The sequence below is a fragment of the Paenarthrobacter sp. TAF1 genome (assembly GCF_052113825.1).
Taxonomy (GTDB): Bacteria; Actinomycetota; Actinomycetes; order Actinomycetales; family Micrococcaceae; genus Arthrobacter; species Arthrobacter nicotinovorans.
Map to the genome: position 1 here is coordinate 33,399 of NZ_JBFRDO010000010.1, position 14,548 is coordinate 47,946.

The window sequence follows — 14,548 nt, forward strand, 5'->3', positions numbered from 1 at the left end:
CGCGGCCGCTGCGAGGCAGAGGCTGGAGGTCGTCTGGAACCTCCGGCCTCTGCCATGCCCGGCGCGGGCACTATTCTGAGGCGTCAGCCCACGTCATGCTCGGACCAATGGCTTCAACCGGCTGTGACAACGGGACGCCGGAGCCATCGCGCCTTCCGTGCTCATGGGGGAGGGCGCGTGCCACCCCTGCCGCGGACGACGCCTTGGCCGGTCCATGCCCGGCCCACGCCAGAAGCAGAGTGTCTTCGCCCTTAAGGAAACGGTGGACGCGGACGCCACCGGTGGCGCGGCCCTTGGCCGGATACTCCTCGAAAGCTGTCACCTTCGCGGTACCAGGGGCCGTGCCCGGCAGCGCACCCGTGGTGCCGGCGATGGTCACCACGACGGCGGCGGAATCGTTGGTGCGCACGGCACCGAAGTGGATCACCTCGTCACCGGCGGCAAGCTTGATACCGGCCATACCGCCGGCCGTGCGTCCCTGCGGGCGGACGTTGGAGGCACTGAACCGCAGCAACTGGGCTTGCCTGGTCACGAAGACGAGATCGACGTCGTCCTCCTGGGCGGGCTCCACGGCGAGAACCGAGTCCTTGTCCTTCAGGGCGATGATCTCCCAATCCTCGCGGTTCAGCGGGTAGTCCGGCTGAACGCGCTTCACCACTCCCTGCCGCGTACCGACGGCCAGAACCGCGTCCAAGGGGACAAACGCGATGAGCGTTTCTCCCTTGAGAAGCGTGATGAAGTCCTTGGCAGGGACGCCTCCGGCCAGGTTGGGAAGCCCTGAGACAGGCGGCAGCACCGGCATGTCCATGACCTGCAGGCGCAGCATCCGCCCCTGCGATGTCACGGCACCGATTTCTCCACGGGCAGTGGTCTTGACCACGGACCGGAACACATCGTGCTTGACGCGCGGACCGGCTTCAACCAACGGCTCCTGGTTGGAGGTCCTGGCAATCTGCCCGGAGGTGCTGAGCAATGCCCAGCAAGGGTCGTCCGGAATCTCCAGGGGAAGGGCCGCTGCCTTCCCCTTGGGACCTGGCGCGGCGGCCAGGGCGGCGGCAACCGTGGGGGATACGGCCTCGGATTCCAGGAGCACAGTCCGCCGTGGCGTGCCGTACTTTTCGGCGACGACGCCCAGCTCTCCCGACACGAGGTCGCGAAGCAATTCGTCGGAGGCCAGGATGGCTTCGAGCGCCTCGATTTCCCGGCGCAGTTCGTCCTGTTCCTTCTCCAGTTCAAGCCGTGAATACTTGGTCAGCTGCCGCAACCGTAGCTCCAGGATGTAGTTCGCCTGGATCTCGGTGAGGTCGTAGATGGACATGAGCCGTTCGCGGGCGGCCGCTGCCTCATCCGAGGAGCGGATGATCTGGATGACCTCGTCGATGTCGACAATCGCGATCAGCAGACCTTCCACCAGGTGGAGGCGGTCCTTCTTCTTGCCGAGGCGGAAAGCTGTCCGCCGGCGGACCACGTTGAGGCGGTGTGCCACATAGACCTGGAGCAGTTCCAGCAGGCCGAGCGTCTGCGGTTGCCCATCCACCAGCGTGACATTGTTGATCCCGAAGGAATCTTCCATGGGCGAGTAGCGGTACAACTGCTGCAGCACGGCATTGGGATTGAAGCCGTTTTTAAGCTCGATCACCAGACGCAGACCGTGGTTGCGGTCCGTGAGGTCCACGACGTCGCTGATGCCTGTCAGCTTCTTGGCATTGACGGCATCCTTGATCTTCTCGATGACCTTTTCGGGGCCCACCATGTAGGGGAGTTCCGTGACCACCAGGCCGGTGCGGCGGGCGGACAACTGCTCCACCTCCACCTTGGCGCGTGTCTTGAAGGATCCACGACCGGTGGCATAGGCATCCCGGATCCCGTCCAGTCCCACGATGCGGCCGCCCGTGGGCAGGTCCGGACCGGGGATGAAGCGCATGATCTCATCCAGGGTGGCGTCGGGGTTGGCGATCAGGTGCCGGGCGGCCGCAATGACTTCCACCAGGTTGTGCGGAGCCATGTTCGTCGCCATGCCAACGGCAATGCCGGTAGTGCCGTTGACCAGCAGGTTGGGGAAAGCTGCAGGAAGGACTTCGGGCTGCGTGAGCTGGTTGTCGTAGTTCGGGACGAAGTCCACCACGTCTTCATCGAGGTGGTCGGTCATGGTCAGCGCAGCAGCCGCCAGGCGTGCCTCGGTGTAACGCGGAGCCGCCGGGCCGTCGTCGAGCGAGCCGAAGTTGCCGTGGCCATCGATCAGCGGCAGGCGGAGCGAAAAGTCCTGCGCCATGCGGACCATGGCGTCGTAGATGGCCGCGTCGCCGTGGGGGTGGAGCTTTCCCATGACCTCGCCCACAACACGGGCGCTCTTGACGTGACCCCGGTCAGGGCGCAGGCCCATGTCGGACATCATGTACAGAATTCGCCGTTGGACAGGCTTCAGGCCGTCGCGCGCGTCCGGAAGGGCGCGCGAATAGATCACCGAGTAGGCGTACTCCAGGAAGGAGCCTTCCATCTCGGACGTGACGTCAATATCGACGATGTTCTCGGTGAAATCGCCGAGCGGTTCGGCTTTGCGTGCGGAAGATTGGCTGCGGGCCATGGGGTCGGTGGATCCTTGAGAGTTGTACAGCGGATGTTTTAGCTAGGCTAAGCCTATGGTGGATCAGCCCGGCGTCGGCATTTATCCGGAATATTGGGAGGCCGATGTCGTGCTGCGCGACGGCGGAACGGCCCACCTCCGCCCGATCAGGCCCGAGGACGCCGAGGCTTTGCAGGCTTTCCACGCAGGTCAGTCGCAGGCGTCCATCTACATGCGGTTCTTTTCCTTCAAGCCCAAACTGTCCGGCAAGGAAGTGCGGCGCTTCACCGAAGTCGACCACATCAACCGCGTCGCGTTCGTAATCACCATCGGTGGCGAAATCATGGGAATAGGCCGCTACGACCGGCTCGATGATCCCAGCGAAGCCGAGGTGGCCTTCAACATTTCCGACGCCCACCAGGGGCGCGGCATCGGTTCGATCCTCCTGGAGCACCTCGCCGTGGCCGCCCGGGAGAACGGCATCCGGCGGTTCACCGCCGAGGTCCTGCCGGACAACCGCAAGATGCTGATGGTCTTCGCCGACGCCGGGTATGACCTCAAGCGCCACTTTGACGACGGCGTGGTGAGCGTCGAGTTCAACATCGACCCCACGGAAAAATCGCGGGCAGTCATGGAGTCCCGTGAGCACCGCGCTGAGGCGCGCAGCGTACGCGACCTGTTGTCGCCGTCGTCGGTGGCTGTCATCGGTGCCAGCCGCAAATGGGGGACCGTCGGCTATCAACTGCTCGAGCACATCATTGAAGGCGGCTTCAAGGGACCTGTCTATGCAGTCAATCCGGAGGCGTTCGAGCTCGCCGGCATGATCTCGTTTTCGAAACTGTCCGAAATTCCGGGGCCCGTCCAGCTGGCCATCATCGCCGTTCCCTATGACGAAGTGCCCAAGGTGGTGGACGAATGTGCCGCCACAGGCGTCAAGGGGATCGTTGTGGCCACGGCAGGATTTGCCGACGACGGCGAGCGGGGCCTGGCACGCCAGCATGAGCTGGTTCGGCGGGCACGGGCCAACGGCATGCGCGTGATCGGTCCGGAATCCCTCGGGATCCTGAACACCCACCCGGCCGTTTCCTTGAACGCGTCCATGGCCCCCGCCATGCCGCCCCGGGGAAGCCTTGGCCTGTTCAGCCAGTCGGCCGCCGTGGGTGTGGCGGTGTACGCGGCCGCCAGCCGCCGTCGATTGGGGTTGTCCTCGTTCCTGTCCGCAGGCAACCGCGCTGACGTTTCGGGTAACGACGTCATGCAGTACTGGGAGGACGACGCCGACACGTCCGCCGTGGGCCTCTACCTTGAGTCCATTGGCAACCCGCGCAAGTTTTCGCGGCTGGCGCGCCGCCTGTCGCGCAACAAGCCGGTGATCGTCGCCAAATCCGATGTCACTGGCCTCAGCCTGCCGCCCGGGCATGAGGTCCGGACCACGCAGGCGCCCGCTGCGGCCCTGGATGCCATGATGCGGCAGGCGGGCGTGATCCGCGTGGACACCATCGAGCAACTCATGGACATCGCCCAGATCGCCTCCTCCCAAGCGCTGCCGCAGGGCCCGGGGTTGGCCGTGTATTCGAACTCGGTTGCGCTGGCGAAGGTGGTGGCGGACAGTGCCGTGCCACTGGGCCTGGACGTCAACCGCCTGGTGACCGACGTGGACCTCGATGCCGGAATGTCCCTCGCTCTGCCGGCGCTCAGGGCCAGCCTGCTGGAGAGCCTCGCGGACACCTCCGTCCATGCTGTGGTGGCTGCCCTCCTCCCGGCCCGCGGCCTGACGGTGGAGGCCCTGGCCAGCGTCCTGGCCGAGTGCGCTGCGGAGGCGGGAAAGCCCATCATCGCGGCCTTCACGGGAATCCTGGACCCCTCCGTCCACGTCGAGGGAATGGTAGGAGCTGACGGTAAGCCACCGCTGCCCTGTTACTCCAATGCCGGGGCAGCTGTAGCTGCGTTGGCGTCGATTGTCCGGTACGCCCAGTGGCGGGACCGCGACCAGGGACTCTTCGTGGAACCTGAAGGCTGCGACGTCGACGGCACCAGGGACACACTCGCGGCGATGCTCGCCGGTGTCACGGGTGAAAAGATCAGGAAGCTCGACGCCGGTGCAGCTGCGGCCCTGCTGGCCGGCTACGGTATCGAGGTGCTGCCCAGCTTCGGTTTCGGCACGGATGAGGAAGCCGTCAGTGCCGCGGACAAGGCGGGCTGGCCCGTGGTGCTGAAAACTACCGACCCGGCGCTTCGACACCGGCTTGACCTGGGCGGCGTGCGGCTGGACATCCAGGACGCCGGATCCTTGCGCCAGAACATCGCACAGATGCGCCGGGCCCTGGAGCCCTACGGCTCTCCGTCGCTGGAAGTGCAAGCCATGGCCCCCGTGGGGCAGGCGTGTACCTTCCGTGCCATGGAGGACCCGCTCCTGGGGCCCGTCGTGTCGTTCGGACTGGCCGGTGACGCGGTGAACCTCCTGGATGACTGGGCCCACAGGGTGCCGCCACTTTCGGCCGCGGATCTTCACGATGTCATTCGTTCGCCTCGTGCCTCCAGGAAGCTCTTCGGTTACCAAGGGCTCCCGGCCGTTGATGTCGCTGCCCTTGAAGACATCGCAGCCCGGCTCGCCAAACTCAAGGACGACCACCCTGGGATTGCATTGGTTGAGTTCAACCCCGTACTTGCAGGCCCGGCAGGCGCCACGATCCTCGGAGCCGAGGTGTGGATCGGCAACGCGGCCCAGCGTACCGACAGTGCCCGCCGTGCGATGCGAAGTTAGCCACAGGGGCACGGTGCGCGGTTAGGAAGTCACCATGCGATCTGTGAAAATGGGGGAATGAGCACCCAGTCTCCGACGCCTCAGTCCCGCCCGTCCTCCACCGGGAACCACGCAGGACACCACCACAGTTCCCAAGGACAAAGCCTGGAGCAGGCCCTGCAGCAGGCAGGGTTCTACCCGCGTTTGGTGGCCGACGTCGTTGACGATGCCCTCGATGGCCGCGAGTGCTTGTCGCACCTGGTCCACCTCGAGACGCACTTCGATCGCGCGGAGGTCCGCCGGCACATCACCGTCCTTGTCCTCACGGAGGACATGCTGGTGATTACCCATGTGGATGACCAGCAACTGGACGAGGCCGGTGAGCAGATCGTTGCCCAGATCTCCACGGAGTCGGTACCTGTTGCCCAGATCCGTTCGGTGGTCCTTAGCTACATGTACTCCCAGCCGCAAAACTACAAACCATCCGATCCCGTGCGCGAGTTGACAGTATCCATCGCCTGGTCCGGCGGACAACGGCTGGACATGGGCCCTGCAAGCTGCGGAGACCCCCAGTGCGAAGCTGACCACGGCTACAGCGGAACCATCGCCCAGGAAGACATCGTTCTGCGTATCAGTGCAGAAGCCGATGGACTGCAGGCCGTCCAGGACGCCAAACTCTTCGCCAGGGCGCTGCGCGCAGTCAACACGGGAAATCCCGCCCCGGTCCAGCACTCCGGCATTCCGGCCCCCAGGCCGCGTTCGGGCGTCTTCAGCAGCCGCCTGAGCCGTGGGCACCAGCGTTGAGGGACACCGCGCAGACCCCCGCGCCGGTGGACTCCGCGGCAGCTGACCTTCCAGCTCCACCCCTTTACGGGACAAAATCGATCGCTGAAGTCCTGACGAGTTCCGCGGCGGCGCTCGGGGTCCCCGGTTTCAGCAACCAGCTCCAGCTGCCGTCAACCCACCGGGTCTGTGTCGTGCTGGCCGACGGCTTGGGAAGGAGCCTGCTCAAGCAAAAGGCTTCCCACACGCCATTCCTGCGTTCGGTCATTGCGGCGGGCCAGAGAAGCGTCCCGCAGTGGATTGACTCCGCCTTTCCGAGCACCACGGCCGCTTCCCTTGCCAGCCTCGGCACGGGGCTGGCCGCCGGGCAGCACGGGATGGTGGGGTACGACGTCCTGGACCCTGGACAGGACAAGGTGGTCAACCTCCTTGGGAACTGGGACCCCCAGGTGGATCCCGCTCTCTGGCAGCCCAATGCCACGGTCTTTGAACGCGTGGCCGCCGAGCTGGACGTTGTCACGGTCAGCCTGCCCCAGTTTGGGAATTCGCCCATGACCCAGGCTGCGCTCCGGGGAAGCCGGTTCATTGGAGGGACCAGCTTGCACGCAAGAACTGCTGCTGCGGCTGAAGCCATGTCCGGTGGTGGCCGGTCCTTGATGTACTTCTACGTCAATGAACTCGACAAAGCCGGTCACCGTTACGGCTGCCAGTCCGATCGCTGGGAGCACCAGCTCGAAGAGCTTGATTCCACGGTGAAGCGGCTTTCCGCCACGCTGCCGGCAGGGACCACCATCCTGTTGACCGGTGACCACGGCATGCTCGACGTCCCTGCATCCCAGCGGATCGACTACGCGGCCGATGCCTCGTTGGTGGCCGGTGTCCGGCACACAGCCGGGGAACCACGCATGGTGCACCTCTATCTGGAACCTGACGCCACAGAGGCACACCGCGATTCGCTGGTTGATGCCTGGCGCCGGCGCTTTGGAGAACGGATCTGGGTCTTCACCCGCGACCAGGCAGTGGCAGCCGGCTTGTTTGGCGACGTCCTTCCCGAGGTAGCTCCGCGCATTGGTGACCTCATGATTGCCGCCAGGGACACCTTGGCCCTGTACGACACCCGCCGTGCCCGACCAGCCTCGCTTGAGGTGGTGGGCCAGCACGGTTCACTCACCCGCGCCGAACGCGAAGTGCCGCTTCTCTGCTTCCCTGCGGCGGGCAGGCAGGGCAAACGTGGCTGAGCTGGTCTTCTTCTCCGGCACGATGGACTGCGGAAAATCGACGTTGGCCCTCCAAATGGACCACAACCACCGTGCCCGGGGCCGCGGTGGAGTCCGGTTCAGCTGCAACGACAGGGCAGGTGATTCCACGATTTCCAGCAGGCTGGGGCTCCAGACCGATGCCGTGGAGGTGGGGGGCGACACGGACTTCTGGGACGAAGTCGTGATCCGCCGCACCAGCGGACTTCGCGTGGATTACCTCATCTGCGACGAAGCACAGTTCTACTCGCCGGTCCAGGTGGAGCAGCTGGCGCGGGTAGTGGACGAGATGGACGTCGACGTTTTCGCTTTTGGAATCACGTCCGATTTCCGCACCAGGCTGTTCCCGGGATCCCAGCGGCTCATCGAGTTGGCCGACAAGGTTCAGGTCCTGCAGGTCGAGGCACTCTGTTGGTGTGGCCGCCGGGCAACCCAGAATGCGCGCACACTCAACGGCATCATGGTGGTGGAAGGCGAACAGGTCATGGTGGGTGATGTCGCTCCCACCGCCTCAGACGCCGATGCGCAAGACCGGGCCGATGCCGGCGTCGTCGGTTACGAGACTCTGTGCCGACGCCATTACATGCGAAGGGTCACGGCCCACGGGGCCAACCTCATGGCGGGCGGCGATCAGCCGTTGCCGTTCGACATCGATGCGTGCCTCTGGCCGGGAGCCGGACAACAGGCCCAGCGCTAGTCTCCGCGCGCTCCGAACACGATCTCATCCCAGCTGGGGATGCTGGACCTCTTGGGGCGTGCTGGTTGGCGTTCGGCTGGGGCGTCGGCGGGTTGCGGTGCCCCGGGCTCGGTGGATTCATCCGCCGCTGTTTCGTCCGTGGACGTCTCCTGCTGGCGCCCGGCAGCAGGGGCTGGAGTTTCGCTGCCCGGGCCGCCACCCAGGAGCTCGTCGAGACCGGCCGGCTTACGGCCGGTCAGTGAAGTAACAGGACGAACCGGGCCGGCCACCACCGTGATTTCGCGGGTGTCAGTGCTGACGCCGTTGTGAAGCTTCAGGGAATCGTCATCGTCATCAGCCTCGACGTGCCGGGGGGCAAGGCTCAGCCGGGAAAGCATTGAGGGCCGTCCGTCCTTGCGTGCGGGTTCCTCGGCAACGGGGACACTGGAAGCGCCGTGGGAAAGACCGTCGTCCTCGGGGGCATCAGTAGCGTCGTCGCCAGGTCGGGGATGGGCCGCAGGCACGTTGCTCAACAAGACGGCCAACGCGTCGTCGCCGTCTTCGTCGACGCCCAAGCGCTGTCCCCGGCGTGAACGGAGCATTTCCAGGAGGCTGTCCGATTCCTTCGCCGAGGCACGGGCGGCAGTTTCGGCATCGGTCTCAAAATCGAAAGGGCGGTCCGAGACGGCGGCGAGCCGTCGGGCAGGCACCGGGCCATCCAGTGGTTCAAGTTCGCTGAGCTGCTGGGCCCAACGGTTTGCGTTTTGCAGTGACTTGCGTTGCGGACTGAACGTCCACATGGCGGGAGGTTCCTCACCAATGCTGGCGTGCGAGCCTGGAGCGGTCTCGAACCTGGCAACCACTGTCCAGGAACCATCAGGGCGGCGCCAGGAATCCCACTCGAGCGTCGATGAGTCGATGCCGTGGGCGGACAGCCTGTGGTCCACCATTTCACCAAGGGTGGCGGGGGCATCCCCGAAAGCCGAACGGTAGGCGTCGTGGCCCGGAGCGGGGGACGCCACTTCGATGGCACGCGCTTGCCGGGCAACGTACTCGCGCTCGGCGAGGACGGGTCCCTCGTAACGCTGGACATTGGCAAGAGGGAGCCCTGACAACTCGGACACTTCGGCTGCTGTTGCCCCGCTGCGGATCCTGGCCTGGATGTCCCTGGGGGACATGGCGATCGGCGTGTTGGAGGCGCGGGCGGCCACCTGAGCCGGGGTACGGCTCGCTGCCGCCCTCAGAGCTTCGTCGATCGGCAGCTGGAACATCGCACCGCCCGGGCCGCTTAAGAGCAGGTGCCCGCCGTCGTCGTGGACGCCTACCAGCCGTAGATCCTGCATAACACCCTCCACCACATGGCATAACTGACATTCGAAACTCTGCCATCAGCGGGGGCCTTTTCCTACTAGGAGCGAGGGCGTGCCGTGATATTCCGCAGAAACCGGCCGGATTCGACCCCATGCTGTGCTGCGGCGGGGGGGCTATGGACTTTTGCCGGACGCCGGAGGACAATCTGGCCGATATCGGGCACAAATCCCGTGCGTCCGGTGTTGCACCCATACACCGGTGGCGGACAGGGAGCCGTCCCGGATCCCACCCAGAGCAGGTATGGAGGACGAAGAAAGACCATGGCCACGGATTACGATGCTCCTCGAAAGACCGAGGAAGACGTCAGCGAGGATTCCCTGGAGGAACTCAAGACGCGCCAATCGGGGAAACAGTCCTCAGCAGTGGACGTCGATGAGACCGATCTTGCCGATGGGTTCGAACTCCCGGGAGCCGACCTCTCCGGAGAAGAGCTCCTGATTCAGGTCATGCCACCGCAACCTGACGAGTTCACCTGTTTCAACTGTTTCCTGGTCAAGCACAGGTCCCAGATCGCTGCAGAACGGGGCGGTCACCTGTATTGCACGGAATGTGAAAGCTAGGCGGCCCGTGCCCACGGGCAGGAACTAGGCGCGGGGTGTGCTGAGGGCAGCGACGAGCTCGTCGGGCCGGCGGGAGGAAGCGAGCCAGTAAGGGGTGCGGTCGGCCGGGTCCGTGATTTCGATCTTGACCACGGGGTCGATCCAACCCCTGAAGCACATGTAGGCCAGCCCGTTCAGTCGCGGTCCGCGTTCGGCGGTTGCTTCGGCTTTCTTGAACGCCTGGACCGAACCCACGAACGCGCGGTCGATGCTGGCACGCCCCACGCGCACAGTGTCTGCGGTGACGGTGATGGTGGGAGTGGAAAGTACCAGCATGGTGGTCATGATGGCCAGTAAGGCGAGGGCTGCGATAATTCCGGCCATAGGGCTGATCGGTCCGAACATCAGCAGGCCTGCGCTTGACAGGCCCAGGACCACAATCCAGATCCACAACGACGGCCACAGCTTCTCCGTGTACAGGACCCCGGAAGTTGCTGGGGTGTTCCGGGCAGGCACGGGGGAAGACTGGTCAGGCGTAGGCATGTACCCAGCTTATCCGGCGGCTGACACCACTGCGTGCATGCCTGCGGGGCCGCAACCGGAGCAGGCAGCGCCAATAACAGTAGAATGAACCACTGTGAGTAACGAGACCGCAGTATTCAGTACAGACACCGCCAGCCCTGATGCGGAGACCACCGCAGCGTACGGTGCCCCGACCCTGGACGTGCAGCTGAAAATGCTCGACGCCGGCCTGGAAGCACCGTCCTACGCCCACCCAGGCGATGCCGGAGCCGACCTTCGCGCCCGCGAGGACGTGCATCTGGCCCCGGGGGAACGGAAGCTCGTTCCGACGGGGGTCTCCATCGCCTTGCCCGACGGCTTCGTCGCCCTCATCCATCCGAGGTCGGGACTCGCCACCAAACACGGGCTGACTGTCGTCAATGCTCCGGGAACCGTCGATGCCGGATACCGCGGCGAGATTGCCGTGACACTGCTCAATACCGATCAAAACAGCGCCATCAGCCTCAAGCGCGGCGATAGAATTGCACAGATGGTGATTCAGCGTGTGGAGTACGCGCGGTTCGTTACCGTGGACCAGTTGTCCGATTCCGTCCGCGGCACCGGCGGCTTCGGTTCCACGGGCGGATTCAACGCACCGAAGGCCTGAGCCGACTACTCAATCGGCGCGTGCTGCCGACTGCCCTCTGACGCTGTTGCGCGGTTAACGTGGATTAACGTGGTTGCGGTTTACTTGGGGACAGACCACTACTAAGGAGAAAACCCAATGCTTTTTGGGCGCGGCAAGAAGTCCAAGGCCGAGCGGTCTGACACCGCCGGCACCGTCGAGGAATCCGGTGCCGAGGCGCAAGATCCCCAAACCAGTGAGTCCCCGGCGCGGGGTGACTTCCGTCTGGGCAAAGGTCCCCTGGACGTGGATGAAATCGACAGTCGCGAGGGGTACGTTGACCTGGGTGCCCTGCTGATCGCGCCCGCTGAAGGTCTCCAGCTCCGCCTTGAGGTGGAAGAAGCAACCCAACGCGTGGTGGCAGTGACGCTGGATCTGGCAGGTTCCAGCCTGCAGTTGCAGGCATTTGCTGCACCACGTTCGGAAGGGTTGTGGGATGAAATCCGGGAACAGATCACCCAGTCCGTAGCAAGCCAAGGCGGCGAAACGGAAGAAATCCAGGGAGACTTCGGTACCGAACTTGTAGCCAAGCTGCCGGCCGAGGCCGCCGATGGAAGCAAGGGATTCCGCGCAGCCCGCTTCATGGGCGTGGACGGGCCCCGCTGGTTCCTGCGCGGCGTGCTCGGTGGGCAGGCTGCCCTGGAACGTGACGCCGCAGCAGGCCTGGAGGAGCTCTTCCGCCGCGTAGTAGTGGTCCGCGGCGACAATCCGATGCCGCCACGAGAACTGCTGCAGCTGCGCTTGCCCAAGGATGCAGCCGTTCCCGGCCCGGCCGCCGCTCCCCAGGGAGCCGTGCCGCCGTCGGACTCCACCCTTCAGCAGCCCGAGCGAGGCCCGGAGATCACCCAGATTGGCTGACTCGCCGGGCCGCGGGGGAGTGGCGTCGCAGCGCCCCGGGGACCGGGGGATCCGTGATCTTCCCGAGCGGGGAAGGGCAGTATGCACGGGGATCATCGAGTCGGTGACGCACCAGCCACCCAGCGAACAGCCATTTTTCTCCGCTATGGTGGTGGACGCCCTCAGGCCGGGAATCCAGCCCTCCGCGACGAGCGGGGGAGCCAGGAAGCCTTACGACCGCCTGCGCGTCATCTGGCTCGGCCGGACACGTGTACCGGGAATCGAAGCCGGCGTGGAACTTCGCCTCAACGGCATGGTGACGCAGCTTGACGGCTTCCCGGCAATGTTCAACCCGCGCTACGAAATACTTTCCCGTCAGGAGCACCTATGACCGTCGCCAACGGATCAGACCCCAAGGACACCGGACCGTCTTCGCCCCAACGCGGCGAGGGGCCTGGTCTGGAGGCACCGGCGCCCGACACGGATAAGCCGCGCATGTCCGACATCGCCGCCGGATACGCCGAAAAAGCAGGACTTCACCGCAACAGCGCCGGCCACGTGGACATGTTGAAGTCGGCCGGTGGTGTGCAGGGCATTGCCGAGAGTATCCTGCCGGGGCTTGTCTTCCTGGTGACCTTTACCATCACCCGGGACCTGACGCCGTCGCTTGTTGCCGCCCTGGCGACTGCAGCAGTCTTTACCGTCGTCCGCCTGATCCAGCGGCGCCCCCTGACACAGGCGCTGGCAGGCGTGGTTGGAGTCGGTATTTCCGCCTGGCTCGCGAACACCACCGGGAAGGCCGAGGACTTCTACGTGCTCGGGTTCTTCACCAACCTCGCGTATATCGCCGCCATGGTCCTTTCCATCGTGCTCAAATGGCCCGTGGCCGGCCTGCTCTTCGGGTTCGTCCGCAATGAGGGCCTTGAATGGCGGAAGGATCCTGAGCGGCTCCGTGCTTACAAGCTCGGCACCTGGATCGTGGTGGCTGTGCTCGCCCTGCGCCTGGTAGTGCAGGTTCCCCTGTACTTCATGGGCGAGGACGGGTTGACCGCACTTGCCACCACCCGGCTCCTGATGGGTGCCCCGCTCTACATCCTGGGGTTGTGGGTGGCGTGGCTGGTCACCAAGCCCGGAGTTCAGCCGTCGAAGCCGTCGTCGTCGGACGCTTGAGCCGTTTCCGCGGCGTGTTCGCCGGAGTCTTCGCCGGCGCCTGAATTCTTCGACAACAGTGCCCGCAGACCATCTTCCGCCGCGATGGTGGTGACGAAGAAGAGCTCGTCGCCACCATCGAGGACGTCGTCCCGCGTGGGGGTGATGGGGGCCTGGTCGCGCAAAATGGCCACAAGTGTTGAATCTTCGGGCCATTCAATCGCACCCACGGTGCTCCCAATCACATGGGAGTCGTGCGGAACCGTGAACTCCACGATTGATGCCACACCGGTTTGCAGGGTCAGCAGGCGCACGATGTCGCCAATCTCCACGGCTTCCTCGACGAGGGCCGTCATGAGCTGCGGAGTATTGACCGCGACGTCAACACCCCAGGAGTCGTTGAACATCCAGTCATTCTTCGGGTTGTTGACGCGTCCGACGGTGCGTCCGACGCCGAACTCGGTCTTGGCGAGAAGTGACACGACCAGATTTACTTTGTCGTCGCCTGTGGCTGAAACCACGACGTCGGCATCGTCAAGTTTGGCGTCCTGCAAGGTGCTTAGCTCACAGGCGTCGCCCACCAGCCACCGGGCACCGCGGAGTCCGCTGCGTCCGATGACCTCGGGTTTGAGATCGATGAGCAGGATCTGGTGATGGTGGGCCAGGAGCTCGCGCGCAATGGACGAGCCGACGCTGCCTGCGCCAACAATGACAACTTTCACTAAGACTCCTTGGCGGGTGCTTTGGCGAGGATCCGGCTGATCTCGGATGTTCGGTCCAGGCTCAGCATGGCGTGGACCGTGTCGCCTTCCTGGTAGGCGGTGCCGGCCTGCGGAAGCAGGCCCTCTCCGAAGCGGGTAAGAAAGGCGATGCGTATACCGGCGGCCTCTTCGATGGAGCTGAGCCTGTGGCCGATCCAATCCTGGTGCAGGTCCACTTCAGCCAGGACCAAACGGCCTGAGGGTTCGCGGTAATCGCCCGCCAGGTGTTGTTCGGGCAGGATGCGGCGAAGGACCTGATCCGCACTCCAACGCACGGCGGCAACCGTGGGGATGCCCAGACGCTGGTAGATTTCGGCGCGTCCCGGGTCGTAGATGCGGGCCACCACGTGGGCAACGTGGAAGGTCTCGCGGGCCACCCGGGTGGCCAGGATGTTCGAGTTATCGCCGCTGGAGACCGCTGCGAAAGCGTAGGCTTCCTCCACGCCGGCCTGCTTGAGGGTGTCCCGGTCAAAGCCCACTCCGGTGACCTTGCGCCCGGTAAAGGACTTCCGCAACCGGCGGAAGGCCCGCTCGTCCTGATCGATGATGGCCACGGAATGGCCTGCATCCTCCAAAGTGTGTGCCAGAGTTGCGCCAACACGCCCGCAACCCATGATCACGAAGTGAGCCACCATGTCTCCTAATGTGTGTTGTCCCTGCCGCTCGGTATGACTTTACCGTCGC

Annotated in this window: 14 protein-coding genes; 9 read left to right on the top strand and 5 right to left on the bottom strand. The window is 64.7% G+C overall.

Annotation, left to right across the window (positions count from 1 at the left end; translation table 11 throughout):
• Nucleotides 1-70 precede the first annotated feature (70 nt).
• Nucleotides 71-2,584 (bottom strand): DNA gyrase/topoisomerase IV subunit A, encoded by a 2,514-nt coding sequence (locus tag AB4Y81_RS13835; protein ID WP_018778694.1) that lies wholly within the window; start codon nucleotides 2,582-2,584, stop codon nucleotides 71-73.
• A 55-nt stretch (nucleotides 2,585-2,639) separates the two neighbouring features.
• On the opposite strand from AB4Y81_RS13835, the gene AB4Y81_RS13840 reads away from it, so the two are divergent.
• From AB4Y81_RS13840 to AB4Y81_RS13855, 4 genes are read left to right on the top strand one after another with little or no spacing between them, the layout of a single operon-like run.
• Nucleotides 2,640-5,327 carry a bifunctional acetate--CoA ligase family protein/GNAT family N-acetyltransferase gene (locus tag AB4Y81_RS13840; RefSeq protein WP_018778693.1) on the top strand — a complete coding sequence of 896 codons (2,688 nt, stop codon included), beginning with the start codon at nucleotides 2,640-2,642 and terminating at the stop codon, nucleotides 5,325-5,327.
• A 57-nt stretch (nucleotides 5,328-5,384) separates the two neighbouring features.
• Entirely contained in the window at nucleotides 5,385-6,110 is a 726-nt protein-coding gene (locus AB4Y81_RS13845) for a DUF5998 family protein (RefSeq protein ID WP_018778692.1), read from the top strand.
• Nucleotides 6,107-7,327, top strand: a complete 1,221-nt coding sequence (locus AB4Y81_RS13850; RefSeq protein ID WP_064722897.1) for an alkaline phosphatase family protein — start codon at nucleotides 6,107-6,109, stop codon at nucleotides 7,325-7,327. The genes AB4Y81_RS13845 and AB4Y81_RS13850 overlap by 4 nt, the downstream gene beginning before the upstream one ends.
• Nucleotides 7,320-8,042, top strand: coding sequence for a thymidine kinase (locus tag AB4Y81_RS13855; protein WP_018778690.1), 723 nt, complete (start codon nucleotides 7,320-7,322; stop codon nucleotides 8,040-8,042). The genes AB4Y81_RS13850 and AB4Y81_RS13855 overlap by 8 nt, the downstream gene beginning before the upstream one ends.
• On the opposite strand, the gene sepH is transcribed toward AB4Y81_RS13855, so the two are convergent.
• Nucleotides 8,039-9,364 carry a septation protein SepH gene (gene sepH, locus AB4Y81_RS13860; RefSeq protein WP_210077268.1) on the bottom strand — a complete coding sequence of 442 codons (1,326 nt, stop codon included), beginning with the start codon at nucleotides 9,362-9,364 and terminating at the stop codon, nucleotides 8,039-8,041. The genes AB4Y81_RS13855 and sepH overlap by 4 nt on opposite strands.
• 288 nt (nucleotides 9,365-9,652) lie before the next feature.
• On the opposite strand from sepH, the gene AB4Y81_RS13865 reads away from it, so the two are divergent.
• A complete protein-coding gene (locus AB4Y81_RS13865) occupies nucleotides 9,653-9,952 on the top strand; it encodes a DUF4193 domain-containing protein (RefSeq protein ID WP_018778688.1) in 300 nt (99 codons plus the stop codon).
• Nucleotides 9,953-9,976: 24 nt separating this feature from the next.
• On the opposite strand, the gene AB4Y81_RS13870 is transcribed toward AB4Y81_RS13865, so the two are convergent.
• The gene (locus tag AB4Y81_RS13870; RefSeq protein ID WP_018778687.1) at nucleotides 9,977-10,474 is read right to left on the bottom strand and encodes a DUF3093 domain-containing protein; all 498 of its coding nucleotides are present in this window, start codon (nucleotides 10,472-10,474) and stop codon (nucleotides 9,977-9,979) included.
• 94 nt (nucleotides 10,475-10,568) lie between these two features.
• Between AB4Y81_RS13870 and dut the strand changes: the two genes are divergently transcribed.
• The 4 genes from dut to AB4Y81_RS13890 all read left to right on the top strand — a co-directional run bounded on the left by dut (nucleotide 10,569) and on the right by AB4Y81_RS13890 (nucleotide 13,124).
• Entirely contained in the window at nucleotides 10,569-11,099 is a 531-nt protein-coding gene (gene dut, locus AB4Y81_RS13875; protein WP_018778686.1) for a dUTP diphosphatase, read from the top strand.
• A 117-nt stretch (nucleotides 11,100-11,216) separates the two neighbouring features.
• Complete coding sequence (locus AB4Y81_RS13880) at nucleotides 11,217-11,975, top strand: DUF3710 domain-containing protein (protein ID WP_018778685.1); 759 nt, start codon at nucleotides 11,217-11,219, stop codon at nucleotides 11,973-11,975.
• Complete coding sequence (locus AB4Y81_RS13885) at nucleotides 11,968-12,345, top strand: hypothetical protein (RefSeq protein WP_275779066.1); 378 nt, start codon at nucleotides 11,968-11,970, stop codon at nucleotides 12,343-12,345. Before AB4Y81_RS13880 ends, AB4Y81_RS13885 begins: the two co-directional genes overlap by 8 nt.
• Entirely contained in the window at nucleotides 12,342-13,124 is a 783-nt protein-coding gene (locus tag AB4Y81_RS13890; RefSeq protein ID WP_018778683.1) for a DUF3159 domain-containing protein, read from the top strand. The genes AB4Y81_RS13885 and AB4Y81_RS13890 overlap by 4 nt, the downstream gene beginning before the upstream one ends.
• On the opposite strand, the gene AB4Y81_RS13895 is transcribed toward AB4Y81_RS13890, so the two are convergent.
• Together AB4Y81_RS13895 and AB4Y81_RS13900 are read right to left on the bottom strand one after the other, a co-directional pair.
• Entirely contained in the window at nucleotides 13,091-13,825 is a 735-nt protein-coding gene (locus AB4Y81_RS13895) for a potassium channel family protein (RefSeq protein WP_018778682.1), read from the bottom strand. The two genes, AB4Y81_RS13890 and AB4Y81_RS13895, sit on opposite strands and share 34 nt — an antisense overlap.
• Nucleotides 13,825-14,496: a potassium channel family protein gene (locus tag AB4Y81_RS13900; RefSeq protein ID WP_026267290.1), complete on the bottom strand. Its 672-nt coding sequence runs from the start codon at nucleotides 14,494-14,496 to the stop codon at nucleotides 13,825-13,827. Before AB4Y81_RS13900 ends, AB4Y81_RS13895 begins: the two co-directional genes overlap by 1 nt.
• Between the last annotated feature and the right edge of the window lie 52 nt (nucleotides 14,497-14,548).

What these genes read in the sequence shown, in the direction of transcription:
- AB4Y81_RS13835 (WP_018778694.1), bottom strand. Translation starts at nt 2,584, where the DNA reads ATGGCCCGCAGCCAATCTTCCGCACGCAAAGCCGAACCGCTCGGCGAT.
- AB4Y81_RS13840 (WP_018778693.1), top strand. Translation starts at nt 2,640, where the DNA reads ATGGTGGATCAGCCCGGCGTCGGCATTTATCCGGAATATTGGGAGGCC.
- AB4Y81_RS13845 (WP_018778692.1), top strand. Translation starts at nt 5,385, where the DNA reads ATGAGCACCCAGTCTCCGACGCCTCAGTCCCGCCCGTCCTCCACCGGG.
- sepH (WP_210077268.1), bottom strand. Translation starts at nt 9,364, where the DNA reads ATGCAGGATCTACGGCTGGTAGGCGTCCACGACGACGGCGGGCACCTG.
- AB4Y81_RS13865 (WP_018778688.1), top strand. Translation starts at nt 9,653, where the DNA reads ATGGCCACGGATTACGATGCTCCTCGAAAGACCGAGGAAGACGTCAGC.
- AB4Y81_RS13870 (WP_018778687.1), bottom strand. Translation starts at nt 10,474, where the DNA reads ATGCCTACGCCTGACCAGTCTTCCCCCGTGCCTGCCCGGAACACCCCA.
- AB4Y81_RS13880 (WP_018778685.1), top strand. Translation starts at nt 11,217, where the DNA reads ATGCTTTTTGGGCGCGGCAAGAAGTCCAAGGCCGAGCGGTCTGACACC.
- AB4Y81_RS13890 (WP_018778683.1), top strand. Translation starts at nt 12,342, where the DNA reads ATGACCGTCGCCAACGGATCAGACCCCAAGGACACCGGACCGTCTTCG.